The 24,768-nt window shown below is 62.3% G+C and carries 23 protein-coding genes and 1 riboswitch; of the genes, 16 read left to right on the forward strand and 7 right to left on the reverse strand.

Annotated elements, in window-relative coordinates; genetic code table 11:
* Nucleotides 1-132 precede the first annotated feature (132 nt).
* From AB8B02_RS26830 to phoB, 8 genes are all read left to right on the forward strand, one after another.
* Complete coding sequence (locus AB8B02_RS26830; RefSeq protein ID WP_089266758.1) at nucleotides 133-1,179, forward strand: lysylphosphatidylglycerol synthase domain-containing protein; 1,047 nt, start codon at nucleotides 133-135, stop codon at nucleotides 1,177-1,179.
* 39 nt (nucleotides 1,180-1,218) lie between these two features.
* Entirely contained in the window at nucleotides 1,219-2,535 is a 1,317-nt protein-coding gene (locus tag AB8B02_RS26835) for an ATP-binding protein (RefSeq protein WP_439065634.1), read from the forward strand.
* 431 nt (nucleotides 2,536-2,966) lie between these two features.
* Nucleotides 2,967-3,977: a phosphate ABC transporter substrate-binding protein PstS gene (pstS, locus tag AB8B02_RS26840; protein WP_089266760.1), complete on the forward strand. Its 1,011-nt coding sequence runs from the start codon at nucleotides 2,967-2,969 to the stop codon at nucleotides 3,975-3,977.
* Nucleotides 3,978-4,132: 155 nt separating this feature from the next.
* A complete protein-coding gene (pstC, locus tag AB8B02_RS26845; protein ID WP_089266761.1) occupies nucleotides 4,133-5,131 on the forward strand; it encodes a phosphate ABC transporter permease subunit PstC in 999 nt (332 codons plus the stop codon).
* Between the two features lies 1 nt (nucleotide 5,132).
* On the forward strand, nucleotides 5,133-5,978 hold the full coding sequence (gene pstA, locus AB8B02_RS26850; RefSeq protein ID WP_439065635.1) for a phosphate ABC transporter permease PstA: 846 nt from the start codon (nucleotides 5,133-5,135) through the stop codon (nucleotides 5,976-5,978).
* Entirely contained in the window at nucleotides 5,975-6,802 is an 828-nt protein-coding gene (gene pstB / locus AB8B02_RS26855; RefSeq protein WP_439065636.1) for a phosphate ABC transporter ATP-binding protein PstB, read from the forward strand. The genes pstA and pstB overlap by 4 nt, the downstream gene beginning before the upstream one ends.
* Before the next feature lie 28 nt (nucleotides 6,803-6,830).
* Nucleotides 6,831-7,544, forward strand: coding sequence for a phosphate signaling complex protein PhoU (gene phoU / locus AB8B02_RS26860; protein WP_315840221.1), 714 nt, complete (start codon nucleotides 6,831-6,833; stop codon nucleotides 7,542-7,544).
* 92 nt (nucleotides 7,545-7,636) lie between these two features.
* The gene (phoB, locus tag AB8B02_RS26865; RefSeq protein ID WP_068737970.1) at nucleotides 7,637-8,341 is read left to right on the forward strand and encodes a phosphate regulon transcriptional regulator PhoB; all 705 of its coding nucleotides are present in this window, start codon (nucleotides 7,637-7,639) and stop codon (nucleotides 8,339-8,341) included.
* 196 nt (nucleotides 8,342-8,537) lie between these two features.
* Here the strand turns inward: phoB and AB8B02_RS26870 are convergent, their stop codons facing one another.
* Entirely contained in the window at nucleotides 8,538-9,047 is a 510-nt protein-coding gene (locus tag AB8B02_RS26870; protein WP_068737968.1) for a GcrA family cell cycle regulator, read from the reverse strand.
* Between the two features lie 446 nt (nucleotides 9,048-9,493).
* Here AB8B02_RS26870 and AB8B02_RS26875 point away from each other — a divergent pair, with 446 nt between their 5' ends.
* Nucleotides 9,494-10,732: an aspartate aminotransferase family protein gene (locus AB8B02_RS26875; RefSeq protein ID WP_439065637.1), complete on the forward strand. Its 1,239-nt coding sequence runs from the start codon at nucleotides 9,494-9,496 to the stop codon at nucleotides 10,730-10,732.
* The gene (gene argF, locus AB8B02_RS26880; protein WP_439065638.1) at nucleotides 10,732-11,670 is read left to right on the forward strand and encodes an ornithine carbamoyltransferase; all 939 of its coding nucleotides are present in this window, start codon (nucleotides 10,732-10,734) and stop codon (nucleotides 11,668-11,670) included. The genes AB8B02_RS26875 and argF overlap by 1 nt, the downstream gene beginning before the upstream one ends.
* A gap of 7 nt (nucleotides 11,671-11,677) precedes the next feature.
* On the opposite strand, the gene AB8B02_RS26885 is transcribed toward argF, so the two are convergent.
* Nucleotides 11,678-12,487, reverse strand: a complete 810-nt coding sequence (locus AB8B02_RS26885; RefSeq protein ID WP_439065639.1) for an aminoglycoside phosphotransferase family protein — start codon at nucleotides 12,485-12,487, stop codon at nucleotides 11,678-11,680.
* 129 nt (nucleotides 12,488-12,616) lie between these two features.
* On the opposite strand from AB8B02_RS26885, the gene AB8B02_RS26890 reads away from it, so the two are divergent.
* A complete protein-coding gene (locus AB8B02_RS26890; protein WP_439065640.1) occupies nucleotides 12,617-13,615 on the forward strand; it encodes an Hsp33 family molecular chaperone in 999 nt (332 codons plus the stop codon).
* 902 nt (nucleotides 13,616-14,517) lie between these two features.
* Here AB8B02_RS26890 and apaG read toward each other — a convergent pair.
* Complete coding sequence (gene apaG, locus AB8B02_RS26895) at nucleotides 14,518-14,910, reverse strand: Co2+/Mg2+ efflux protein ApaG (protein WP_089266768.1); 393 nt, start codon at nucleotides 14,908-14,910, stop codon at nucleotides 14,518-14,520.
* Nucleotides 14,911-15,152: 242 nt separating this feature from the next.
* Here apaG and AB8B02_RS26900 point away from each other — a divergent pair, with 242 nt between their 5' ends.
* From AB8B02_RS26900 to AB8B02_RS26910, 3 genes are read left to right on the forward strand one after another with little or no spacing between them, the layout of a single operon-like run.
* A complete protein-coding gene (locus AB8B02_RS26900; protein WP_089266769.1) occupies nucleotides 15,153-16,409 on the forward strand; it encodes an OpgC domain-containing protein in 1,257 nt (418 codons plus the stop codon).
* A complete protein-coding gene (locus AB8B02_RS26905; RefSeq protein ID WP_089266770.1) occupies nucleotides 16,406-17,164 on the forward strand; it encodes an SGNH/GDSL hydrolase family protein in 759 nt (252 codons plus the stop codon). Before AB8B02_RS26900 ends, AB8B02_RS26905 begins: the two co-directional genes overlap by 4 nt.
* On the forward strand, nucleotides 17,164-18,135 hold the full coding sequence (locus AB8B02_RS26910) for an SGNH/GDSL hydrolase family protein (RefSeq protein ID WP_120287921.1): 972 nt from the start codon (nucleotides 17,164-17,166) through the stop codon (nucleotides 18,133-18,135). The genes AB8B02_RS26905 and AB8B02_RS26910 overlap by 1 nt, the downstream gene beginning before the upstream one ends.
* 155 nt (nucleotides 18,136-18,290) lie before the next feature.
* On the opposite strand, the gene AB8B02_RS26915 is transcribed toward AB8B02_RS26910, so the two are convergent.
* On the reverse strand, nucleotides 18,291-19,472 hold the full coding sequence (locus AB8B02_RS26915) for an O-succinylhomoserine sulfhydrylase (protein ID WP_439065641.1): 1,182 nt from the start codon (nucleotides 19,470-19,472) through the stop codon (nucleotides 18,291-18,293).
* 83 nt (nucleotides 19,473-19,555) lie between these two features.
* Nucleotides 19,556-19,635, reverse strand: a riboswitch (SAM riboswitch).
* 107 nt (nucleotides 19,636-19,742) lie between these two features.
* On the opposite strand from AB8B02_RS26915, the gene AB8B02_RS26920 reads away from it, so the two are divergent.
* Entirely contained in the window at nucleotides 19,743-20,849 is a 1,107-nt protein-coding gene (locus tag AB8B02_RS26920) for a 2'-deoxycytidine 5'-triphosphate deaminase (RefSeq protein WP_068737579.1), read from the forward strand.
* A gap of 93 nt (nucleotides 20,850-20,942) precedes the next feature.
* On the opposite strand, the gene AB8B02_RS26925 is transcribed toward AB8B02_RS26920, so the two are convergent.
* A complete protein-coding gene (locus AB8B02_RS26925; protein WP_120287923.1) occupies nucleotides 20,943-21,605 on the reverse strand; it encodes an outer membrane beta-barrel protein in 663 nt (220 codons plus the stop codon).
* 229 nt (nucleotides 21,606-21,834) lie between these two features.
* Complete coding sequence (locus tag AB8B02_RS26930) at nucleotides 21,835-22,728, reverse strand: LysR family transcriptional regulator (RefSeq protein ID WP_439065642.1); 894 nt, start codon at nucleotides 22,726-22,728, stop codon at nucleotides 21,835-21,837.
* 139 nt (nucleotides 22,729-22,867) lie between these two features.
* Between AB8B02_RS26930 and AB8B02_RS26935 the strand changes: the two genes are divergently transcribed.
* Nucleotides 22,868-23,860, forward strand: a complete 993-nt coding sequence (locus AB8B02_RS26935) for an aldo/keto reductase (protein WP_439065643.1) — start codon at nucleotides 22,868-22,870, stop codon at nucleotides 23,858-23,860.
* 19 nt (nucleotides 23,861-23,879) lie between these two features.
* Here the strand turns inward: AB8B02_RS26935 and AB8B02_RS26940 are convergent, their stop codons facing one another.
* Nucleotides 23,880-24,722, reverse strand: coding sequence for an NAD-dependent epimerase/dehydratase family protein (locus AB8B02_RS26940; RefSeq protein WP_439065948.1), 843 nt, complete (start codon nucleotides 24,720-24,722; stop codon nucleotides 23,880-23,882).
* Nucleotides 24,723-24,768 lie beyond the last annotated feature (46 nt).

Consider the following 24,768-nt stretch of genomic DNA (forward strand, 5'->3'; position numbering starts at 1 on the left):
GGCGAATTCCACTTTGCCGCAAAACGCGCTACGACGGTTGTGCCGGAGACAACTGATGTGGCGGTTCCGCCGAGGCTAGTCTGACTTCCTGGTCCAGATCTCTCTGGTCAGGGGATCGCATTCGAGGTTGAGATGCTGGAAGCAATACGCAGGGCGATCTCGTTTCTGCGCGAGAAGCAAATCCTGCACAAGCTCGGTGTCTTGATCAGCGTCGCGGTGATCGGCATCGCCTGCTACATGCTGTATCACAAGCTGCGCAACATCGACGCTGCCGCCGTTTTCCGGGCGATGACGGAGACCGAGCCGCGGCTGATCATGCTGTCGGCGCTGTCGGTTGCCGCCGGCTATTTCACGTTGACATTCTACGACTGGTTTGCGGTGCGCACGATCGGTCGCCGCGACGTGCCGTACCGGATCAACGCGCTGGCGGCCTTCACCAGCTATTCGATCGGCCACAATGTCGGCGCCAGCGTCTTCACCGGCGGCGCGGTGCGCTATCGCATCTATTCGGCCTGGGATCTCAGCGCCGTCGATGTCGCCAAGATCGTCTTTCTCGCCGGCCTGACCTTCTGGCTCGGCAATCTCGCGGTGCTCGGCATGGGCATCGCCTATCACCCGGAGGCGGCCAGCGCGATCAACCAGGTGCCGCCATGGATGAACCGCATCCTGGCCTATATCATCCTCGCCGGCCTCGTCGGCTATGTGGTCTGGGTCTGGATGAAGCCGCGCAGCGTCGGCCGCGGCCCATGGTCGGTGGTACTGCCGGGCGGCCCGCTCACCTTGCTGCAGATTACCATCGGCATCATCGATCTCGGCTTCTGTGCGTTGGCGATGTACATGCTGGTGCCCGCCGAGCCTGACGTCGGTTTCGTCGTGGTGGCGGTGGTGTTCGTCTCGGCCACCTTGCTGGGTTTCGCCAGCCATTCGCCCGGCGGTCTTGGCGTGTTCGACGCCGCCATGCTGGTCGGCCTCGAAATGATGGATCAGGAAAAGCTGCTGGCTGGCATGCTGTTGTTCAGGGTGCTTTATTACCTCGCGCCGTTCTTTATATCAGTCATGTTACTGACGCTTCGCGAGCTTATTATCGGTTCGCGATCGAAGAAGCTGCAGGCGGTCGCGGCGGACGCCAAGCCCGGCGTCGGCCACCCGCTCAAGGAACATGGCCGCTCCGGCGCCTGACATACGTTCGCATTCGCAGCAGGAAGAGATCCGGTTCAGATGGCCATTGAAGCTTCTCCATCGACCATGTTTTCGCCGTGGCCGGACCGGCTGCGGCATTCGGCGATCATCCTGCTGGCCGCCGGCCTGGCGCTGGCCGCACTGGTGTTTTTCGGCGAGCTGTCGCCTGTTCGCGCGGGCATCGTGTTCGTCTGTATCGCCGGCGCGGCGCTGGTGCCGTGGCGGCTGCATGATGTGGTGACGGCGCGCGACGAGGCGCTGGCCGCCAATCCTGTCGAGGCACCCGCGGTGCGCGCCATCATTGCCGGCATTCCCGATCCCGCCGTGCTGCTCGACCGTGCCGGCCGCGTCATCCATCTCAATCCCGCAGCGGCGCAGCTCGCGCCGGCACTCCGCAAGAACGAACTCGCTCAATTCGCGCTGCGCTCGCCGGAGATCATCACCGCCTTGCGCGAGTCCATCGCCACCACCGAGCCGCGCCGTGCGACTTATCTCGATCATGTTCCGGTCGATCGCTGGATGGAACTGATGATCACACCGGTGCCGGTTCCGACCGCCTTTGGCGGCACCGACACCTGTATGCTGATGACGTTCCACGACCAGACGCCGCTGCGCCGTGTCGAGGAAATGCGTGCCGACTTCGTCGCCAATGCCAGCCACGAGCTGCGCACGCCGCTGGCGGCGCTGTCCGGCTTCATTGACACGTTGCAGGGACCGGCCAAGGACGACGCCAAGGCGCGCGAGCGCTTTCTCGGCATCATGCATGCGCAGGCGACCCGCATGGCGCGGCTGATCGACGATCTGCTGTCGCTGTCGCGCGTCGAACTCTCGGCGCATGTGCGGCCGGATACGCTGGTCGATATTCTCCCCATCATCCGCCAAGTCGGCGACGGGCTGGAGCCGCTGGCCAACGAGCGCAACGTCAGGATCGAAATGGCGCTGCCGGAGACGCCGGTGTCCATCGCTGGCGATCGCGAGGAATTGCTTCGGCTGTTTGAGAACCTGATCGAGAACGCGCTGAAATACGGCGCATCCGGTGGCAAGGTGGACGTATCGTTGACCACGGAGTCGACCTCGGAGGGTGTGCCGGAAATCCGCGTCGCCGTGCGGGACTATGGCCCGGGCATCGCCCCCGAGCATCTGCCGCGCCTGACCGAGCGTTTCTACCGGGTCGATGTCGGCGACAGCCGCGCACAGGGCGGTACGGGCCTCGGCCTCTCGCTGGTGAAGCACATCCTGAACCGGCATCGCGGCCGGCTGCTGATCGAAAGCGTGCCGAAGAATGGCGCGACTTTTACCGCCGCCTTTCCGCAGGTGAAGACGCCGCCGGCCCCTCCTACCTCCGCCGCGTCCTGACGCCTTAAACTCCCTTCGTTCTCCTGCGCCCGTCGGGGCCGCCCTCGGGCGGTCGGGCAGCGATGCGCTTCGCTCAGACAGTCAAAAAACCGTGGTGCGGCATTGCGTCCGATCACCCTCAATATCGTGCCCGCCCCTGTCATACGCGCGCATGCGCGCGAAGCCGGATTCCGTCTGCTGAAACATATTGTTAACCCCTGTGACGGCGGATTTTGATGGCCTGGCATGACCCTCATGGCAGGGCATTTTCGCTGTCATTTGCACGGTAAAATTATCCGCGGAGGCAGAAAAACAAAGCATTTACAGATGCTTGGTGCCGTCATCCAAGTGTCACTGAACTATCATAAAAGCACAATCGACCACCCCTAAACGGGCGGCGTGAGCACAACTGGCGCATCCGGCGCGGTCGCTCACGAGATTGGAGACATCCCATGAAATTCCTCAAAGCGATCGTCGCTGCCGGCCTTGTTGCCGCCTCGACCTCGGCATTTGCCGCCGACATCACGGGTGCCGGCGCAACCTTCCCGTTCCCGGTCTATTCGAAGTGGGCCGACGCCTACAAGAAAGAGACCGGCAATGGTTTGAACTACCAGTCGATTGGTTCGGGCGCCGGCATCAAGCAGATCCAGGCCAAGACCGTGACCTTCGGCGCCACCGACGCGCCGCTCAAGGCTGAGCAGCTCGAGAAGGACGGCCTGGTTCAGTGGCCGATGGTGATGGGCGCGATCGTTCCCGTCGTGAATCTCGAAGGCATTGCCTCGGGCGAGCTGGTTCTCTCCGGCGAAGTGCTCGGCGACATCTATCTCGGCAAGGTTACCAAGTGGGACGACGCTGCCATCGCCAAGCTGAACCCGAAGCTGAAGCTGCCGTCGGCTGCCATCACTGTCGTTCGTCGTTCGGACGGTTCGGGCACCACCTTCAACTTCACCGACTATCTGTCCAAGGCCTCGGCTGACTGGAAGACCAAGGTCGGCACCGGTACCGCCGTCGAGTGGCCAGTTGGCGTTGGCGCCAAGGGCAACGAAGGCGTCGCTGGCAACGTCGGCCAGACCAAGAATGCCATCGGTTATGTTGAATATGCTTACGCCAAGCAGAACAAGCTGACCTATACCGGCATGGTCAACAAGGCTGGCAAGACCGTCCAGCCGACCGTCGCCGCTTTCCAGGCTGCTGCGTCGAATGCCGATTGGGCCAAGGCTCCTGGCTACTACGTCATCCTCACCGACCAGCCGGGCGAAACCTCGTGGCCGATCACTGCCGCGACCTTCATCCTGATGCACAAGACCCCGACCGACAAGGCGGCCTCGGCTGAAGCGATCAAGTTCTTCAAGTGGTCGTTCGAGAAGGGCGCCAAGATGGCTGAAGAGCTCGACTACATTCCGATGCCGGAACCCGTCGTCAAGCTGATCGAAAAGACCTGGTCGGCTGACATCAAGAGCTGATCTGGTGTGTGGGCGGAGGAGAGGGGCATCTCTCCTCCGTTTGCTGCAGGGCTGAATTTCTTTCTTCTTCTCTTCTTCTCTTCTGACTTCGCGCCCTGACAAGCCCCTCCAGGGCAATGCGTTTTGGGGTATTGTAACAATTACAGGGGACTGGCGTGGCAGACATGGCCGTACAGAGCTCTTCGATGGACGCTGCCGGACCTTATGATCGTGCGAAGGCTTTGAATGCCTTCAAGACCGGCGACCAGGCGTTTTATTGGATCACCCGCATCTCGGCGCTGTCCGTTTTGTTTATCCTCGGCGGCATCATTCTGTCGCTCATCGTTGGTGCGTGGCCGGCGCTCCGCGAATTCGGCTTCTCGTTCCTGACGACGCAGCGCTGGGCACCGTCGGCTGATCCGCCGGTGCTGGGAGCGCTCGGCCCGATCTACGGCACGCTGATCACCTCGGTGATCGCGATGGCTATCGCCATTCCGGTCGGCATCGGCATCGCGATCTTCCTCACCGAACTGTGCCCGAACTGGCTACGCCGCCCGATCGGCATGGCGGTCGAGCTTCTCGCCGGTATTCCCTCGATCATCTACGGCATGTGGGGCTTCTTCGTGCTCGGCCCGTTCCTGGCCAACCACGTGCAGCCGTTCATGATCAGCGCCTTCGAAGGCGTCCCGGTCCTCGGCGTGATTTTCGCCGGCCCGCCGTCCTATCTCTCGCTGTTCAACGCGTCGCTGATCCTCGCCATCATGGTGCTGCCCTTCATTACCTCGATCTCGGTCGACGTGTTCAAGACGGTGCCGCCGGTGCTCAAGGAAGCCGCTTACGGCGTCGGCTGCACCACCTGGGAGGTCGTCCGCAACGTCGTCATCCCCTATACCCGCGTTGGTGTGATCGGTGGCGTCATGCTGGCGCTCGGCCGTGCGCTCGGTGAAACGATGGCGGTGACCTTCATCATCGGCAACTCGTTCCGCATCACAGGCTCGATCTTCGGCCCGGGCACCACGATCTCGGCGGCGATCGCCAGCGAGTTCGCGGAGAGCGACGGTCTGCATCAATCGGGTCTGATCCTGCTCGGTCTCCTGCTGTTCGTGCTGACATTCTTCGTGCTCTCGGCAGCGCGTCTGATGCTGCTGCGTCTGGAAAAGAAGGCGGGCAACTAACATGAACCCGATTTACGCATCCCGCCGTCGCCACGATACGATCATCCGCCTGCTTTGCGTCGGTGCCGCTCTCTTTGGCGTCACCTGGCTCGCGCTGATCCTGTTCACGCTGTTCTACAACGGTATCGCCGGCATCAGCCTGCAGATATTCACGCAGAACACGCCGCCGCCGGGCTCCATGGAAGGCGGCCTGCTCAATGCCATCGTCGGTTCGGTCATCATGACCGTCATCGGCGTCGGCATCGGCGCGCCGCTCGGCCTGTTTGCCGGCACCTATCTCGCGGAATACGGCAAGCACGACAAACTCACCTCGGTGATCCGCTTCATCAACGACGTGTTGCTGTCGGCCCCGTCCATCATCATCGGCCTGTTCGTTTATGGCGCGGTGGTGATTCCGATGGGTGGCTTCTCGGCTCTCGCCGGCTCGCTCGCGCTCGCCGTGATCGTGATCCCGGTCGTCGTCCGCACCACCGAGGACATGCTCGGCCTGGTGCCCAATCCGTTGCGTGAAGCGGCCTCGGCGCTCGGCCTGCCGCGCTCCCTGGTCATCAAGCGGATCGCCTATCGTGCAGCCCGTTCCGGTCTCATCACCGGCGTGCTGCTGGCGACCGCACGTGTCGCCGGCGAAACGGCGCCGCTGCTGTTCACCGCGCTGAGCAACCAGTTCTTCAGCCTCGATCTCACCAAGACGATGGCCAACCTGCCGGTGACCATCAACAACTTCGTGCAGAGCCCCTACGAGTACTGGAAGCAGCTCGCCTGGAGCGGTGCCCTGATCATCACCTTGACCGTACTTGCCCTTAACATTGGCGCGCGCATTCTCGGCGCCGAGAGGACAGCAAAATGAGTGAGCTTTCTGTGTCGTCTGGCGTTCCTTCCGTCTCGATGCCGCCGCCGTCGGCCCTGCAGGGCGAGACCCGTCCCAAGGTCACCGTGCGCGACCTGAACTTCTACTATGGCGAACACCACGCTCTGAAGAAGATCAACCTGACGCTGATGGCGAACCGCGTGACTGCGTTTATCGGCCCGTCGGGCTGCGGCAAGTCCACGCTGCTGCGCATCTTCAACCGCATGTATGACCTGTATCCCGGCCAGCGCGCCGAAGGTCAGCTCATGCTCGACAACCAGAACGTTCTGGATCCGAAGCTGGATCTCAACCTGCTGCGCGCCCGCGTCGGCATGGTGTTCCAGAAGCCGACCCCGTTCCCGATGACGATCTATGAAAACATCGCCTTCGGTATCCGCCTCTATGAAAAGATCTCCAAGTCGGAGATGGACGTGCGCGTCGAGAAAGCGCTGCGCGGCGGTGCGCTGTGGAACGAAGTCAAGGACAAGCTCAACGCCTCGGGCCTCAGCCTGTCGGGCGGTCAGCAGCAGCGCCTGTGCATCGCGCGCACCATCGCGGTGCGGCCGGAAGTGATCCTGTTCGACGAGCCGTGCTCGGCGCTGGATCCGATCTCGACCGCGAAGATCGAGGAGCTGATCGACGAGTTGAAGGATCAGTACACGATCGCGATCGTGACCCATAACATGCAGCAAGCCGCCCGCGTCTCCGACAGCACGGCCTTCATGTATCTCGGCGAGCTGATCGAGTTCGATCAGACCAACAAGATCTTCACATCACCGACCGATCGCCGCACCCAGGATTACATCACCGGCCGCTTCGGCTGACGCGACATATTCGCGGGAGGATTTAGATATGGCTTTTGAACACACCACCAAGGCTTTCGATGACGATCTGCAGGAGCTGACCCGTCTCGTCGCCGAGATGGGTGGCCTTGCGGAACGGCAGATTGTCGAATCCGTCGACGCGCTGATCCGCCGGGATGTCGCGCTCGGTGCGCGCGTCGTCGCCACCGACGCCGAGATCGACCAGTTGCAGCGCACGATCGAAGAGCGCGCCGTGCTGACCATCGCCAAGCGCCAGCCGATGGCTGTCGATTTGCGCGAGATCGTCGGCGCGCTGCGTGTCGCCACCGATCTGGAACGTATCGGCGATCTCTCCAAGAACATCGGCAAGCGCGTCAATGCACTCGACAGCGACTTCCATCCGCTGAAGCTGATCCGCGGCCTCGAACACATGACCGACCTCGTGACCACCCAGGTCAAGGCCGTGCTCGACGCCTATGCCGCACACGATCTGCCGGCCGCGATGACGGTGTGGAAGGGCGACGAGGAAATCGACGCGATCTGCACCTCGCTGTTCCGCGAGCTCCTTACCTATATGATGGAAGATCCGCGCAACATCTCGTTCTGTATCCACCTGATGTTCTGCGCCAAGAACATCGAGCGGATCGGCGACCATGCCACCAATATTGCGGAAACCGTGTTCTACATGATCGAGGGTCAGCAGATCCTCGACAAGCGCCCGAAGGGCGACATGACCACATTCGCGAATACGCCGACTGTCTGAAGCATGGCCCTGAAAAGTGGAAGCCAGTCTTCCGCAAGGATCATGATTTAAAGACTTGTCGGACGTCACTGAGGATATTGATCAAGATGGCTGTGAATGCACGCATTCTGGTTGTGGAAGATGAAGAGGCACTAACGACGCTGCTTCGCTACAACCTCGACGCCGAAGGCTATGACGTTGAAACTGTCGCGCGCGGCGACGATGCCGACACCCGCTTGAAGGAGCGGGTGCCGGATCTCGTGGTGCTCGACTGGATGCTGCCGGGTCTGTCCGGTATCGAACTGTGCCGCCGCCTGCGCGCACGGCCCGAAACCAAGGCATTGCCGATCATCATGCTGACGGCGCGCGGCGAAGAGAGCGAGCGCGTTCGCGGTCTCGCCACCGGCGCCGACGACTATATCGTCAAGCCGTTCTCGGTGCCGGAGCTCCTCGCCCGCGTGAAGGGCCTGCTCCGTCGTGCCGCTCCCGAGCGTCTCGCCACCGTCCTGGCGTTTGGCGACATCGAACTCGACCGTGACAAGCGCCGCGTCGTGCGCTCGAGCCGTCCGATCGATCTCGGTCCGACCGAATATCGCCTGCTGGAGTTCTTCCTGGAACATCCGGGCCGCGTGTTCAGCCGCGAGCAGTTGCTCGACAGCGTCTGGGGCCGCGACATCTATATCGACGAGCGCACCGTCGACGTGCATATCGGCCGTCTGCGCAAGCTGCTCAATCCCGCCGGCGAGCCCGATCCGATCCGCACCGTGCGCGGCGCCGGCTACGCGCTGGATGACCGGTTCGACAAGGCGGCGGAGTAATACTCCGCTATCGACAGTTATTCTCGTCATGGCCGGGCTTGTCCCGGCCATCCACGTCTTTGTGTTCGGCCAAGACGTGGATACCCGGCATTCGCCGGGTATGACGGCGGAGAGGTCTCCGCTCACAATTCCCCCAAAACAAAAAAATGCCCGGCTCATCACCGGGCATTTTCATTTGGTTTAGATGCTTTCCAGCTCAGCGCGTCGGCTTTGGCACCGCGCGGCGGCGGTCGCTGGCCGGCTGATAGGCGATGCGCGAGTGATGCGCGCAATAGGGGGCGCCGGCCAGGGCCTTGCCGCCGCAGAAGTAGAAGTCCGCGCTCGACGGATCGCCGATCGGCCAATGGCAGGTGGCTTCGTTGAGTTCGACCAGCGACAGGCGCTGGCTGATCGGCACGATGTTGTCATAGGCGATCGGGTCGGGCTCGGCCTCGATCTCGTAATTATGGGCCAGCGCGGTATTGCCGCGTGCCATCGGGCGGGCGACGCGTACCATCTGCTGCGCCGGGCGCGCCTTGCGCTGCCGCGGAGCTGCCGAGGAGGGGCTCTTGGCACGGCCGGACAGGCCAAGGCGGTGAACCTTGCCGATCACGGCGTTGCGGGTCACGTTACCGAGTTCCGCAGCGATCTGGCTGGCGGAAAGGCCGCCTTCCCAGAGTTTCTTCAACTGTTCGACGCGATCGTCGGTCCATGTCATTACCGTCATCGCCGTTTTCCCTTCGTGAGCGCCGGCCTGACCGGGCAGCGCTGCGAGTTGAGACTTCAAAAATCCCTGCGGTCAGAATCCTTTAGCGCTCACCGGGCGCGAATTTCGCGTCCGGCTGTTACGCCGCACTGGATGTGTCAAAAGGATCTACCGCCGCACGAGATGTCGTATCCGACGAGGCAAAAGCTACAATATGCCGTGACTCGCGCGCAAGAGTCGGGCATGCCGCGTCCACATGCTTCTGCAAGTAAAGCTGCAAAATCGGCTTTTTCTGCGACTCCGTGTGACTCGAAAGCCGCAGTGCGCGGTTGACAGTCTTCACAGCACACATAGAATAATGCCCACGTGCCGCCCGAGAAGGGCGGCACGTTTCGTTTCTAGGGTCCGTTGTTCGATTTCGCACAGTTGTCATCGACGCGGCCGCAGTCTTTTCGATCGGATCGGTTATGACCAGCAACGCAACGTCTTCGCCCCTCTCTCAGGCTCACTTGCTGCCTGTTTTCGCGCGTGCGGATGTCGCTTTCGAGCGCGGTGAAGGCGCGTGGCTGATTGGAACCGATGGCGAGCGCTATCTCGATTTCACCAGCGGCGTTGCCGTGAACGCACTTGGCCATGCGCACCCACATATGGTCGCCGCGTTGCAGGAGCAGGCCACCAAGCTCTGGCACATGTCGAACCTGTTCAAGAGCCCGGACGGCGAGCGCCTCGCCGCGCGGCTGTGCGAACAAAGCTTTGCCGACTTCGTGTTCTTCGCCAATTCGGGTGCGGAAGCGATGGAATGCGCGATCAAGGTGACCCGCCACTATCATTTCTCCAAGGGCCATCCCGAGCGCACCCGCATCATCACCTTTGAAGGCGCGTTCCATGGCCGGACCCTCGGCACGCTCGCCGCGACCGGCGCTGCGAAATATCTCGAAGGCTACGGCACGCCGCTCGATGGCTTCGATCAGTTGCCGCTCGGCGATATCGAAGCCGTGAAGAAGGCGATCGGTCCGAACACAGCCGGCATTCTCATCGAGCCGCTGCAGGGTGAGGGCGGCGTGCGTGCGCCGAGCAACGCGTTCTTCGGCGCGCTGCGCGAACTTTGCGACAAGAACGGCATCCTTTTGATATTCGACGAAGTGCAGACCGGTATGGGCCGCACCGGCGAACTGTTTGCCTATCAGCGCATCGGCGTGACGCCGGATGTCATGTCGCTGGCCAAGGCGCTCGGCGGCGGGTTCCCGATCGGCGCGTGCCTCGTCACGGCGGAAGCGGCCGAAGGCATGGCGCCCGGCTCCCACGGCTCGACCTTTGGCGGCAATCCGCTGGCGGTGGCCGCGGCGAATTCCGTGCTCGATATCATGCTGAAGCCCGGCTTCTTCGACCATGTGAAGAAGATGTCGCTGTTGCTGAAACAGAAACTCGCGGGTGTGGTCGATGGCCATCCAGATGTGCTCAGCGAAGTGCGCGGCGAAGGTCTTCTCATCGGCCTCAAGGCTGTCGTGCCGGCCGGTGATCTCGTTGCAGCACTGCGTGAGGCCAAGCTGTTGACGGTTGGCGCCGGCGATAATGTCGTGCGCTTCCTGCCGCCGCTGATCGTCAGCGAGTCCGAGATCGAGCAGGCCGTGCAACGGCTGGAACAGGCTTGCGTGGCCCTCGGCTCATCCGGCAAAGCATCTGCAAAGACGCAGGGAGCCGCGTGATGAGCACGTCACCGCGGCACTTCCTCGATCTCACGGCCGTGCCGGCCAGCGAGTTGCGCAATATCATGAACGCGGCTGCCGCCATGAAGGCGAAGCTGAAGGGGCGGGATTGCACGAATGCCGAGCCCGATCGTCCGCTCAAGAACAAGACGCTGGCGATGATCTTCGAAAAGCCCTCGACGCGCACCCGCGTGTCGTTCGAGGTCGGCATGCGCCAGCTCGGCGGCGAAGTCGTGATGCTCACCGGCGCCGAAATGCAGCTCGGCCGCGGCGAGACCATTGCCGACACCGCGCGCGTGCTGTCGCGCTTCGTCGACATCATCATGATCCGCATCCTCAATCATGACTCGCTGATGGAGCTCGCGGAGAATGCGACGGTGCCGGTCATCAATGGCCTGACGCGCTTCTCCCATCCCTGCCAGGTGATGGCGGATGTCATGACCTATGAGGAACATCGCGGCCCGATCAAGGGACGCACCGTGGCGTGGACCGGCGACGACAACAATGTGCTGATGTCCTGGGCTCATGCGGCCGAGCGCTTCCAGTTCAAGCTTAATATCGCGACGCCGCCGCAGCTGTCGCCGAAGAAGCCGTTCAAGGACTGGGTCAAGGCGGCAAACGCGCCGATCACTTTCAGCGACGATCCCGATGCGATGGTGAAGGGCGTCGATTGCGTCGTCACCGACACCTGGGTGTCGATGGGCGACAAGGACGGCGAGACGCGCCACAACCTGCTCAAGCCCTATCAGGTCAATGCGCGCCTGATGTCGCTGGCCAAGCCCGATGCGCTGTTCATGCATTGCCTGCCGGCGCATCGCGGCGAGGAGGTCACCGACGAGGTCATCGACGGTCCGCAGTCGGTGGTGTTCGACGAGGCCGAAAACCGTCTGCATGCACAGAAGGGCATTCTGGCCTGGTGCCTCAACGCGGTGGCGTGAGGCGCGATCAGCGATCGAGTTCTGTCGCGGCCAGCTCGGCCACCTGAAAGTCGATGCTCGCCGGATCGTCGTCGCCGAGGAACCATGCGGCCGAGAGGCCGGTCCATGCCAGGACCCATTGCAGCAAGCGATGGCGATCGAGTTTGGCCGCGTCGCTGACGACTTCGACACGCCGCTGGAAACGGCCTGGCAAGGTCGAGACCGGGCGCGTGGGATCCGAGAGATCCGGGTTGGTGAAAATGTTGGCGAAGTCGAAGCCGCGCTCGCCGATGATATGCTTCGGATCGATGGCAAGCCAACCACGCTCCCCGAAGTCCAGCACATTGTCATGGTGGAGGTCGCCGTGCAGCACGGTCACCTCGCGCGGGTCGTCCAGCAAAGCGTTGGCCGTTTCGGAACAGCGACGTAACAGGCCGCCATGGGTCGCTGCGGCCGGCGCGAGTTCGCGGAACCAATGCTGCAGCGGTACCAGCGGAGGCGGCGATTTTTGCCTTGGCCGGTGCAACCGCGCCGCCACGGCGCACAGGATGCGCGAGGCTTCGTCGTCCTGTCCACCACGCGTCATGTCGGAGAGCGAGGCCGGGCCTTGCGCGCGTTCCATCAGCAATGCGTCGTCATGGCGGGCCAGAACCCGTGCGGCGCCGTCGCCGTCCCACCATTCCAGTACCGCGCTGCCGGCGCGTTCGTCCTCGCCCTTGGCCAGTTTCAGCATCGCCGGCTGGCCCCGATGCAGGACTGGCAGCAAATATCCAGCGTGGGAGGTAATGGGCGTGCCGTCCGGGACGAGGTGCCATCGCCTAAGGTAGGTTTCAAACATCGTTCGCTTATACTTGGTAGATATTTCATCCGAGCGGGGGCAAATCGTCGCCGGATGCCTTGTATTCGTTCGGACATTTGCCCCTTTGCGGGGTTTCGATTTCAGCTCCTCGCCCTTACATAGAGCGCCATGACCCCATCAAATCCAAATCTCCAGCCCGACGCCCCCATCCGCGCGCCGTCCTCCGTTCCGGTTGATGACGCGGTGCTGCCCTTCGAGGTGGCGCCGCTCGACCTGCGCGGGCGGCTGACGCGACTTGGCCCGGCACTCGATGAACTGCTCGCCAAACATGATTATCCCGCGCCGGTGGCCAAGCTGCTCGGCGAGGCCATCGTGCTGACCACACTGCTCGGATCGTCGCTGAAATTCGACGGCCGCTTCATCCTGCAGACCCAGACCGATGGTCCGGTGTCGCTGATGATCGTCGACTTCCGCGCGCCGGATAAAATGCGCGCCTATGCGCGGTTCGATGCCGAGCGCCTTTTGCCCGGTCTCGGCACCGCGGCGCTGCTCGGCAAGGGCCATCTGGCGATGACCGTCGACCAGGGGGCGGATATGAGCCGCTATCAGGGGCTCGTCGCGTTGAACGGCGGCACGCTTGAAGATGCCGCGCATGAATACTTCCTGCGCTCCGAACAGATTCCGACCAAGGTGCGCCTCGCCGTCGGCGAAGAATGGCGCAGCGGCGAGGAAGGCGGCCCGACACATCGCTGGCGCGCCGGCGGCATGCTGCTGCAGTTCCTGCCGAAGGCGCCGGAGCGCGTGCAGCGCGACCTCCATGCCGGCGATGCGCCGGAGGGCGCGGAGGTGGATGCTGTGCCGGAAGATGACGCCTGGGTCGAGGGCCAGTCGCTGATTGGCACCGTCGAGGATGTCGAGCTGATCGATCCGGATCTGTCCGGCGAGCGGCTGCTATATCGCCTGTTTCACGAGCGCGGCGTCCGCGTCTTCGCGTCATCGCCGCTGCGCGCGGAGTGTTCCTGTTCGCGCGATGCCGTGTCCGGCATGCTGAAGAGCTTCGAGCCGCAGGACCGCGCCGACATGGTCAAGGACGACAAGGTCGTCGTGACCTGCGAGTTCTGTTCGTCGGTGTACGAGTTCACACCGCAGGAAGCGGGCGTGGAATAGGTTTTTCCCACCGTCATTCCGGGGCGTGCGTCGCCGGCGCAGCCGGCAGAGCGCGAACCCGGAATGACGGTGTGGGGCCGCAAGACAGCACCCAAACATTTTTTCCTATCCTCCGTTGACAACATCCCCATCAGGTTTATATTCCCCTCGTCCTGCCCCACCGAGAGGGGCGATCGCGATCGTCACGTTCGCGGGGTGGGATGCGGTGGACGCCGGAGATGCGGCGTCACGCGGTTCATGGGGAACGTCTGTCTTCGGGCAGGACGGATCTGCGCCAGCACTGCCACTGGCAGGGAGACGGCCGACCTTCGGATGGAATGACCCTCTGAACAGTGTGACGGACGACCAAGTCAAAACGCGTTCGGCCTAGTCGCTTGAGGCTCCCTTCCCATCGCCTTGGGACTTTAATTCGCGATCGGAGCGTTCGTCGAGGCAAAGTGCAAGCAACCGAAAAACACCGCATGCGGAACGCTGGGCAATCGCTCGGCGCCTCCGAAAGTCCTGATGCACTCTAGATTGCGGAAGACCGCATCGCATCAGGCCCAAGGGTGCAACGGGCACCCGGCGTTCCGCACGCCCTCTCACAGGGGGCAGGGAATGCAAAAGACGACGGCGCCCCCGCGCCGCAAACAATGGGGGCGATGACGCATGTCTGAAGAACAGTGGCTGTTTGACATTCGAAGAAGCTGAGACGCGCAGGCGGTCGCGATATCCCTCCCTCAAGCGGCGAAGCCGCGCAGTGGGGAGGATCGGCCGATAGGCCGGGGTGGGGTATCTCCGCACACTCCGAGCTTGTTGCGCCACCCCCACCCGACCGGCCTTTGGCCGGCCACCCATGGCGGACGAACCGTCCGCCAGACCCCACGCAAGCGCGGGGGAGGGAAAAGAACGAGCCTCAGCCGCTAATTCAGCACGCGCTTTCCGTCCGGTCCGTCCAGCGAAAACAGCGGCACGTCGATCTCGAACGGCTCGCCGGTATCGGTCACCATCTGATAGGTGCCTTCCATGAAGCCGGACGTTGTCGGCAGCGGCACGCGCGATGTGTATTCGAAACGTTCGCCGGGGCCGAGCACGGGCTGCTCGCCGACGACGCCTTCGCCGCGCACTTCCTGCATGCGGCCGGATGCATCGGTGATGATCCAGTGCCGGGTCTTCAACTGCACGGTCTCTTTGCCGGCATTGGTGATGACGACCGTATAGGACCAGAAGAACTGTCGCTTCTCCTGCGACGAGCTTTCAGGCATGAAATTCGGTTCGACGGTGACTTCGATCTGTCGTGTGATGGCGCGGTACATGGCGGTGTCATCGTTCAAAATGCGTCGCAAGCATAGCGAAAAACACGTTACCGGCCAAATCCAGGGAAAATCGGCGTGGAGTGCTGCGCGGAACGGCGGCAACCCATCGCGGTTTCAACATAGTTACCCCATAATCGATCCCTGATTTGGCTATGACGTGACGGATCGCCCCATGCAGATGGCCTGCGTGGTGTGGGGCGGTCGATTTTCATCATGCGACGATTTCCGTTGAGCGGTGCTGAATGACCTCTGTTGCCGACCCGATTGCCGGCCATCCCCACGCAGATGCGTCCTCCCACGTGTCCGCGTCGCGCGCCTCGACGCGTGCCGATGCCGTGTCGTTTCCCGTCGCAGGCACCGAACGCGAATTGCGCCTCGATCTGTTTCGCGGGCTGGCGCTGTGGCTGATCTTCATCGATCACCTGCCGCCGAATATCCTGACCTGGCTGACGATCCGTAATTACGGTTTCAGCGACGCCACCGAGATCTTCATCTTCATCTCCGGCTATACCGCCGCTTTCGTCTATGGCCGCGCGATGCAGGAGCAGGGCACGCTGGTTGCCAGCGCGCGCATCTTCAAGCGGGTCTGGCAGATCTATGTCGCCCACGTCTTCCTGTTCACGATCTTCCTCGCGGAAATCTCCTATGTTGCGACGCGGTTCGAGAACCCGCTTTATTCCGAGGAAATGGGGATTCTCGATTTTCTCAAACAGCCTGACGTGACCATCGTTCAGGCGCTGTTGCTGAAATTTCGCCCGGTGAACATGGACGTGTTGCCGCTCTATATCGTCCTCATGCTGTTCCTGCCGCCGATCCTCTGGCTGATGCGCCGCCGCGCCGATCTCACGCTGGCGCTGTCGGTCGGTCTTTATGCGCTGACCTGGGAATTCGACCTGCATCTGACGGCCTATCCGAATGGCGTCTGGGCCTTCAATCCGTTCGCCTGGCAATTGCTGTTCGTGTTCGGTGCCTGGTGCGCGCTGGGCGGCGCCGTCAGGATGTCGCGGATACTGTCATCCAACATCACGCTCTGGCTCTGCGTGGCCTATCTTCTGGCGGCGTTCTGGGTGACGCTGACCTGGTACATTCCGCAGATCCACCATCTGCTGCCGAAGGTCATCGAGCAGTGGATGTATCCCATCAACAAGACCGATCTCGACGTGCTGCGCTTCGCCCACTTCCTGGCGCTGGCGGCGCTCACAGTCCGTTTCCTGCCCAAGGAGTGGCCGGGGCTGAAATCGGTCTGGCTGCGGCCGATGGTGCTGTGCGGCCAGCACTCGCTCGAAATCTTCTGTATCGGGGTGTTCCTGGCCTTTGCCGGCCATTTCGTGCTGGCTGAGGTCGCCGGCGGAGCCGGCATGCATGCCTTGATCAGCTTCCTCGGCATAGTTGTTATGTCAACCGCCGCCTGGGTGTTTTCGTGGTACAAGGGCGTCACTGTCAAAGGCGGATCCCGCGCCAAACGATCCGACGCGGATCTCGCAGGAGGGGAAGCATGAAGGCCGTTCTGCGGCTCACGATGCTGGCTGGCCTGCTGGTGGCGGCTCCTGTCCGGGCCGAACCGCCCGCGCATACCTGTGAGGTTCCCGCCTACCTCCTGACCTCCGAAAGCACCCTGCCCAAGGTCGAGGCGGCGGCAAAACCGGGCGGAAAGCTCGATATTCTGGTCATTGGCAGCCGATCCTCGGTGATCGGGGTCTCCGACCATTCCGCGGCCTATCCGAACCGCCTGCAGGCCTATCTGAAGGAGAAGCTACCGGGCGTCGAGGTGAACGTGGCACTGGAGCTGCAGGTCAAGAAGACCGCCGAGGAAATGGCCCCGACCCTGGAACAGCTGGTGACGGACAAGAAGCCGAACCTGGTGATCTGGCAGACCGGAACCGTGGATGCCATGAAGCAGGCCGACGCCGACGACTTCCGGAACGCCCTGGATGAGGGCGTTGCCGCCATGCAAAAGGCCGGAACTGACGTCATTTTAATGAATCTGCAGTACAGTCCGCGCACGGAGACGATGATTTCCGGCTCCGCCTACCTAGATAATATGCGTGTGGTGGCGCAGCAGCACGACGTCCCGCTGTTCGACCGTTTCGCCATCATGCGGCACTGGAATGAGAGCGGTGATTTTGACCTGTTCAGCGCGTCGCCCGGCATGGAGCTGGCGAAGCGGGTGCATGATTGTCTTGGCCGGGCGCTTTCGACCTTTGTCGTCGATGCGGCCAAGATCAAAGCAGCGGATTTGAGGATTCAGCGTTAATGAGTTTCGTCGGCCATCTGTCTCGCTTTGCTGTCGTCGCTGCCTTTGCTGCCTCTACGACTCTCGCACTCCCGATCTCATCGTCCATCGCGCACGCCGAAGCGGCGCAGGCCGCCCCGGCCGACGGCAAGGGCGCCGACCAGGGCGTTGCGGCGAATGATCCCGCGGACGCCGCGAAGAGGGGCGTCGCTGCGAAAGCCATCGACAGGGTCAAGGAAGTCGCCAAGACCGCGACCGATATCTTGAGCCGCGTCCCCTGCCGCACACCGAAAGGCGGCATGAAGGCGATGGGCGCGCTGCCGCATGTGGCCAGCAAACTCGTTGCCGGCAAGCCCGTGGTCATCGTTGCGTTCGGCTCGTCCTCCACCGAAGGCTACGGTTCGACAGCGCCGGAATTCACCTATCCGAACCGCCTTGCCGCGCAGCTGCATCGTGCTTACCCGTCGGCCAATATCACCGTGCTCAACCGCGGCAAGGGCGGCGAAGATGCGCCGGAAATGATGGCGCGGCTGCAGAGCGAAGTGATCAATTCGAAGCCTGATCTCGTGATCTGGCAAGTCGGCACCAATGCGGTGCTGCGCAATCTCGATCCCGGCGAAACCAGCAAGATGGTGGAAGACGGCGTGGCCCGCATTCAGGCTGCAGGCGCCGATCTGGTGCTGGTGGATCCGCAATATTCGCCGCTGGTGAATACGCGGCCGGAAGGTACCAGCAAGATGGTCTCGCTGCTGCACAAGGTGGCCGAACTGCGCAAGGTCGGCATCTTCCCGCGCTTCGAAGTGATGAAGGAATGGCACGAAGGCCAGCAGATGTCGTTCGACAGCTTCGTCATTGCCGACGGCCTGCATATGAATGACTGGGGCTATGCCTGCTTCGCGCAGTTGCTCGGCGACAACATCATCAAGTCGGTCGGCCAGGTGAAGCTCGGCATCAACGAGCCGCAGATTCAGCAGGCGCAGAAGCCGCTGTAAGTTCGAAGAGGGGCGAATGCCTCTCAGCCGTCATTGCGAGCCCGCGAAATTCGCCTTCGGCGATTTTCGCGGAGCGAAGCAATCCAGTCTTGCTTGAAAGAAAGTCTGGATTGCTTCGTCGCAAGTGCTCCTCGCAATGACGATGGAGAGATTGGCTACGCCTTCGCCAGTGCCGCTTCGAGATCCTCGATCAGATCGTCACGATGCTCGAGGCCGGCCGAGAAGCGGATGAAGCCTTCCGTGATCCCGAGTTCAAGCCGTGCTTCGAGCGGCAGACGCTGATGCGTCGTCGTCGCTGGATGCGTGACGAGGCTCTTTGCATCGCCGAGATTGTTCGAGATACGAGCCACTTTCAGCTCGTTGAGGACGCGGAATGCAGCTGCCTTGCCGCCCTTCACCTCGAAGCCGATCAGCGTCGATCCCGCACGCATCTGCTTCTTCACCGTTGCCGCCTGCGGATGATCCTCGCGGCCCGGATAGATCAGCCGCGAAATCTTCGGATGCTGCGCCAGCACGTCTGCGATGGCAGCCGCGGTCTGCGTCTGCCGTTCGACACGGATCGCCAGCGTCTCCAGTCCCTTCACCAGCGTCCACGCATTGAACGGCGAGATCGAGGGCCCGGTCTGGCGCAGATAGTTGTGAATATGCTCGTCGATGAAGTCCTTCGACGACAGGATGATGCCGCCGAGACAGCGTCCCTGACCGTCGATGTGCTTGGTTGCCGAATACACGACAACATCCGCACCGAGCGCCAGCGGGCTCTGCCAGAGCGGCGTCGCGAACACGTTATCGACGATCAGCCGCGCACCGCCGGCATGGGCGATGTCAGCGATGGCTGATATGTCGAGCACGTCGAGCGTCGGATTGGTCGGACTTTCCAGGAACAGCGACTTGGTGTTCGGGCGCATCGCCTTCTGCCACTGGTCGAGGTCGAGTCCATCGACAAGCGTGAATTCGATGCCGTAGCGCGGCAGCAGCTCTTCGATGACGTAGCGACAGGAGCCGAACAGCGCCTTGGAGGCGACGACGTGATCGCCCATGCGCAGCGGCGCGAGAATGGCGGTGGTCACGGCGGCCATGCCGGTGGCCGTCGAGCGTGCAGCCTCCGCACCTTCGAGGTCGATCATGCGGCTCTCGAACATCGACGTATTCGGATTCGAAAAGCGCGAATAGATGAAACCGGGATCTTCGCCCTTGAACCGCGCCTCGCAGGCTTCTGCGGTCTCGTAGATGAAGCCCTGCGTGAGGAAGAGGGCTTCGGACGTCTCGTTGAATTGCGAGCGCAGCGCGCCGGAATGAACGAGCCGGGTTTCGGGGCGATAGGACTTCGTAGACATGTGACCTCCAACGTACCCGCGTAACACGGGCACAAAAAAACCGGCCTGGACGGACGTCCTCAGGCCGGGATCGCATGCTGGAAGGACATGTGTCCCCGGCCTGTTTAGCGACTTATTTTACGTGGCTGCAAGCCGGCCGGCTCAAATCACCACGGGATAACGATGTGCATATTCCCGCTTGCCCTTTTCGTCAAGGCGGGGCTGAGATAACCGATAAAGTCGCTATTTTTCAGTGTATTCTCGCTGAAGGACGACCGAAGGACGAGACCTGTGCCGTTTACGCTTGCCCCCGATGCCGATGGAATTCTGCCCGACCGCATGATTGCTGCGATGGCCGATGCCGGCCTGATCCTGCCGGAATATCCCTTCGTCGAGAGCCAGATTCAGCCCGCCAGCCTGGATCTGCGGCTTGGCTCCATCGCCTATCGCGTGCGCGCCAGCTTCCTGCCGGGGCCGAATTCGACGGTCGCCGAACGCATCGACGAGTTGAAGCTGCACGAGATCGACCTGTCGGACGGTGCGGTGCTCGAAACCAACTGCGTCTACATCGTGCCGTTGATCGAGAGCCTGGCGCTGCCGCCGAACATCTTCGCGGCCGCCAATCCGAAGAGCTCCACGGGGCGCCTCGACGTGTTCACGCGGGTGATCGCTGATGGCACCAGGCGGTTCGATGTGATCGGTGCGGGCTATCACGGGCCGCTTTATGCCGAGATCAGCCCGAAGACATTCCCGGTATTGCTGCGCGAAGGCTCGCGCCTGTCGCAGGTCCGTTTCCGTGTCGGCGATGCCGTGCTCGATACGGAAGCGCTGGAAGAGCTTCACGCGCAAGAGCCGCTGGTCGACAGCGACACGGCCGATCTCAACAATGGCCTCGCGCTCTCGGTTGATCTCTCCGGCGAAAACGCCTCCGGCTTCGTCGGCTACCGTGCCAAGCGTCATACCGGCGTGGTCGATATCGATCGTCGCGGTGGCTACAGCGTCAATGAATTCTGGGAGCCGATCTCGGCGCGCAAGGACGGTACGCTGATCCTCGATCCTGGCGAGTTCTATATCCTCGCCTCCAAGGAAGCGGTGCAGGTGCCGCCGGACTATGCCGCCGAGATGGTGCCGTTCGATCCGCTGGTCGGCGAATTCCGCGTCCACTATGCTGGCTTCTTCGATCCCGGCTTCGGCCATGACGGCGCCGGCGGCAAGGGCTCGCGCGCGGTGCTGGAAGTGCGCTCGCGCGAAGTGCCGTTCATTCTCGAACACGGCCAGATCGTCGGCCGTCTCGTCTATGAGCGTATGCTGGATCGTCCAGATGCCCTCTACGGCCAGCGTATCGGTTCGAATTATCAGGGCCAGAGCCTGAAGCTCTCGAAGCACTTCAAAGTCTGATCGCTCACCGCTCCGCGCAAGCAAGAAAAAAGGCCCGCATCGCTGCGGGCCTAAGTTTTTTCTGGAGACGAAGTAGACGATAGATCGTCAGGCTTACTGAACGAAGCCTGCGCCGAAGTTACCCAGATTGAAGCGATAGTTCAGGCCGGCCTTGATCGTGTGCTCGTCGTTCTTGAAACCACCAACGGCGAGGGTCGGCGTGATGAAGTTGACGTTGCCGAAGTCGTAATACTGGTATTCGACCTTGCCCGACCAGTTCTGGGTGAACAGATATTCGAGACCGCCGCCAACCGTGTAGCCATCGCGGCCGCCGTCGCCGGCAAAGCCGTTGGTGAAGCGCGAGTCAGCCCAGGCGTAACCGCCCTTCACGTAGAGCAGTGCTGGACCCCAGGTGTAACCAACACGACCGGTGACCGAACCGAGGCCGCGATTGTCGAAGTTGCTGCTGGTGGAGAGGAAGCTGTAATTGGCTTCGAGACCGAACACCCAGTTCGGGGCGAACTGGTAGTCGTAACCACCCTGCACACCGCCCATGAACGTGCCGTCATTGCTGCCGCCGAGCAGGTTGTTGTCGTTGCCCGGGAACGCGCCGCCGATGTGACCGCCGATGTAGAAACCGGTCCAGTTGTAGATCGGAGTAGCCGGAGCATAGGCCGGAGCCTTGGTGTAAGGGCGCGCAGCCAGGTCAGCAGCGGACGCCGGAGCGGCCAAAGCGACGAGGGCCAGAGCAGCGGTAGACAGTAGAAGCTTCTTCATCAGGTGTTCCTTCTCAATCCCGACGGGGGATGACGAAAGGCAACCTAGACTATTGCGCAGTGATTGCTGTCACACGCGTGCAACAGCGCCTCAAACGAAAAAGGCAGCTTTGGCGACCGTGTCGCGCTTAAGACACAGCATTGCCCAAATTGATTGAGGAACTTTTCACGATGTGTGATTTCGCTTCAATCACGTTCGGATTGAGGCGCTGCAACACGACAACCGCTGATCAGCCGCGGTAACGCAACGCTTCAACCAGCGCCGCGAATGCGGATGTCGGTTGTCGGCGGCTCGGATAATAAAGGTGATAACCCGAGAACGGTTGGCACCAATCGTCCAGCACTTGAACAAGCCGGCCTGAGGCAATGTGATCGCGCACGCGATCCTCCGGCAAATAGGCCAGCCCCAGTCCGTTCAGCACCGCCTTGTGGCGCAGCGACATGTTGTTGAACACGATCTGACCATCGACACGCACTTTCAAGGCGCGCCCGCGCTTCTCGAACTCCCACGCATAGAGGCCGCCCATGGTCGGCAGGCGGATGTTGATGCAGTCATGCGCGGTGAGGTCTTGCGGGCGTTTCGGCAGCGGTCGTTTGGCGAAATAGGACGGTGCGCCGACCACGACCATGCGAAAGTCCGGTCCGATGCGGACGGCGATCATGTCTTTTGCGACCTGTTCGCCCAGGCGAACACCGGCGTCGTAGCGTTCCGCGACGATGTCGATGAGGCCGTAATCGACGATGAGTTCGGCCTTGATGTCGGGATAGCGCGGCAGCAGCTTTGCGAGGGCGGGCCAGATGATCGTCTCGGCGGAATGCTCACCGGTGGTGATGCGGATGGTGCCGGCCGGCTTCTCGCGCAGCTCCGTGACAGCCGCGAGTTCGGCGTCGATCTCTTCCAGCTTGGGGCCGATCGTCCGGATCAGGCGTTCGCCAGCCTCGGTCGGCGCGACGCTGCGGGTCGTTCGGGTCAGGAGGCGCAGTCCGAGCCGTTCTTCGAGACCGCGGATGGTGTGACTGAGCGCGGATTGCGAGACGCCGAGCTTGGCGGCTGCACGCGTGAAGCTCGCCTCCTTCGCGACGGCGAAGAAAGCGAGGAGGTCGTCGATTGTCTGGCGGGCCATTCATGAATCCGGCTGATAAGTGCGTGCAGATTATATCATCTAGTCTCATGGGCGCACGATCTCCAAATGTCGCATGTCGGCGGCAAAATCCCACCGGTGCGGGAGCCGCTCATTCGCCGGATGGCACAGGAGATCTGACATGAAGACACGCAAACTCGGACGCAGCGGACTGGAGGTCTCGGCCATCGGTCTCGGCTGTATGGGCATGAGCTTCGGTTACGGGCCTCCGGCCGACACAACAGAAATGACCGCGCTGATCCGCGCGGCGGTCGAACGCGGCGTCACGTTCTTCGATACCGCCGAAGTCTATGGCCCGTTCACCAATGAAGAACTCGTCGGCGCGGCGCTCGCGCCGCTCCGCGATCAGGTCGTTATCGCCACCAAATTCGGCTTCAGGCTCGATCCCGCCACCGGTCAGCAGGTCGGTCTCGACAGCCGCCCCGCACATATTCGTGAGGTCGCCGAAGCATCGCTCACGCGCTTGAAGATCGATGCCATCGATCTGTTCTACCAGCATCGCGTCGATCCCGACGTGCCGATCGAGGATGTCGCCGGTGCGGTGAAGGACCTGATCCGCGAGGGCAAGGTCAAGCATTTCGGCCTGTCCGAACCGGGCGTGACGACAATTCGCCGCGCTCATGCCGTGCAGCCGATTACTGCGATCCAGAGCGAGTATTCGCTGTGGACGCGCAGTCCCGAAAAGGAAGTGCTGCCGACGCTCGAAGAACTCGGGATTGGCTTCGTGCCCTACAGCCCGCTCGGCAAGGGCTTCCTCACGGGCGCCATGAACGAGAGCACGACGCTCGACAGCGGAGACTTCCGCAATATCCTCCCGCGCTTCACGCCCGAAGCGCGCAAGGCCAATCAGGCTCTTGTCGATCTGCTTGGCGAGATCGCCGGACGGAAGCAGGCGACGCCAGCGCAGATCGCATTGGCATGGCTGCTGGCCCAGAAGCCGTGGATCGTGCCGATCCCGGGCACGACGAAACTGCGCAGGCTCGAGGAAAATCTCGGCGCGGCAGGCGTCGAGCTGACAGCCGACGATCTGCGGGACATCGATAGCGCTGCCGCAAAGATCACCGTGCAGGGCAACCGATATCCGGACAGGTTGGAAGCGATGACCGGCCGCTAGTCCGCAGGTCATTCGCTGCCTAGACCTCGCGTTGTTCCCACAGCGCCGTGAGGCCTTCGCGATAGGTCGGAAATGCGAGCTTCACGCCGAGCTCGCGTTTCAGCCGCGCATTCGAGATGCGGTTGTTGCTGGCATAGAAGCTACGCGCCATCGGGCTCATCTCGGCGTCATCGAAATTCTGCTCGGGCGGCGGCGCGATGCCCATCAGCGAAGCGGCGAATGTCACGACGTCCTGCGGTGGCGCGGGCTCGTCGTCGCACAGATTCCAGATGCCGGTCTGCGGATGTTCGAATGCAGCCGCGATGGCCGTCGCGATGTCATCCGCATGAATGCGGTTGAACACCTGGCCCGGCTTGACGATGCGATGGGCCTTGCCGGCTTTGAGATTTTCCAGCGCATTGCGGCCGGGGCCGTAGATGCCGGCGATGCGCAGGATCGTCGTGCGATCGCCGGCCAGAGCGCGCCAGCCCGCTTCGGCATCGATACGTGCCTTGCGCCGGCCCTCGCCGTGAACCGGGGCAGTTTCGTCGATCCAGGCGCCCTGATGATCGCCGTAAACCCCGACGCTGGAGAGATAGACAATGCGCTGGATGCCGCTGGCCGCGATCACAGAGCCGAAAGTCTGCAGCACGGGATCGCCATCTGCGCCGGGCGGGACCGAGACGAGCAGCGTATCGGCGCTCGCTAGGCGATCACCGATGCCGGGATCGGTGACATCCGGGTTGAAGACCAGCGTCTCGATATCCCGAGCAGCCGACTTGCTGGCTGTGCGGACGGTGCCGGCAATCCCGGTGAACTGACCGCCATGCTGCGCGATGAAGCGGTTTGCGCTGTAGCCGAGCCCGAAGATGAAAAGACGCACGTTCAACCCATTTCTGCATGAATCGGGCGGATCGGCCCATTTCAAG

It is taken from the genome of Tardiphaga sp. 862_B3_N4_1 (assembly GCF_051811085.1).
Taxonomy (GTDB): Bacteria; Pseudomonadota; Alphaproteobacteria; order Rhizobiales; family Xanthobacteraceae; genus Tardiphaga; species Tardiphaga robiniae.

Bases quoted from the DNA above. Each gene is read 5' to 3' on its own strand.
- AB8B02_RS26830 (WP_089266758.1), top strand. From the start codon at position 133: ATGCTGGAAGCAATACGCAGGGCGATCTCGTTTCTGCGCGAGAAGCAA.
- AB8B02_RS26835 (WP_439065634.1), top strand. From the start codon at position 1,219: ATGGCCATTGAAGCTTCTCCATCGACCATGTTTTCGCCGTGGCCGGAC.
- pstS (WP_089266760.1), top strand. From the start codon at position 2,967: ATGAAATTCCTCAAAGCGATCGTCGCTGCCGGCCTTGTTGCCGCCTCG.
- pstA (WP_439065635.1), top strand. From the start codon at position 5,133: ATGAACCCGATTTACGCATCCCGCCGTCGCCACGATACGATCATCCGC.
- pstB (WP_439065636.1), top strand. From the start codon at position 5,975: ATGAGTGAGCTTTCTGTGTCGTCTGGCGTTCCTTCCGTCTCGATGCCG.
- phoU (WP_315840221.1), top strand. From the start codon at position 6,831: ATGGCTTTTGAACACACCACCAAGGCTTTCGATGACGATCTGCAGGAG.
- AB8B02_RS26870 (WP_068737968.1), bottom strand. From the start codon at position 9,047: ATGACGGTAATGACATGGACCGACGATCGCGTCGAACAGTTGAAGAAA.
- AB8B02_RS26875 (WP_439065637.1), top strand. From the start codon at position 9,494: ATGACCAGCAACGCAACGTCTTCGCCCCTCTCTCAGGCTCACTTGCTG.
- argF (WP_439065638.1), top strand. From the start codon at position 10,732: ATGAGCACGTCACCGCGGCACTTCCTCGATCTCACGGCCGTGCCGGCC.
- AB8B02_RS26885 (WP_439065639.1), bottom strand. From the start codon at position 12,487: ATGTTTGAAACCTACCTTAGGCGATGGCACCTCGTCCCGGACGGCACG.
- AB8B02_RS26890 (WP_439065640.1), top strand. From the start codon at position 12,617: ATGACCCCATCAAATCCAAATCTCCAGCCCGACGCCCCCATCCGCGCG.
- apaG (WP_089266768.1), bottom strand. From the start codon at position 14,910: ATGTACCGCGCCATCACACGACAGATCGAAGTCACCGTCGAACCGAAT.
- AB8B02_RS26900 (WP_089266769.1), top strand. From the start codon at position 15,153: ATGACCTCTGTTGCCGACCCGATTGCCGGCCATCCCCACGCAGATGCG.
- AB8B02_RS26905 (WP_089266770.1), top strand. From the start codon at position 16,406: ATGAAGGCCGTTCTGCGGCTCACGATGCTGGCTGGCCTGCTGGTGGCG.
- AB8B02_RS26910 (WP_120287921.1), top strand. From the start codon at position 17,164: ATGAGTTTCGTCGGCCATCTGTCTCGCTTTGCTGTCGTCGCTGCCTTT.
- AB8B02_RS26915 (WP_439065641.1), bottom strand. From the start codon at position 19,472: ATGTCTACGAAGTCCTATCGCCCCGAAACCCGGCTCGTTCATTCCGGC.
- AB8B02_RS26925 (WP_120287923.1), bottom strand. From the start codon at position 21,605: ATGAAGAAGCTTCTACTGTCTACCGCTGCTCTGGCCCTCGTCGCTTTG.
- AB8B02_RS26930 (WP_439065642.1), bottom strand. From the start codon at position 22,728: ATGGCCCGCCAGACAATCGACGACCTCCTCGCTTTCTTCGCCGTCGCG.
- AB8B02_RS26935 (WP_439065643.1), top strand. From the start codon at position 22,868: ATGAAGACACGCAAACTCGGACGCAGCGGACTGGAGGTCTCGGCCATC.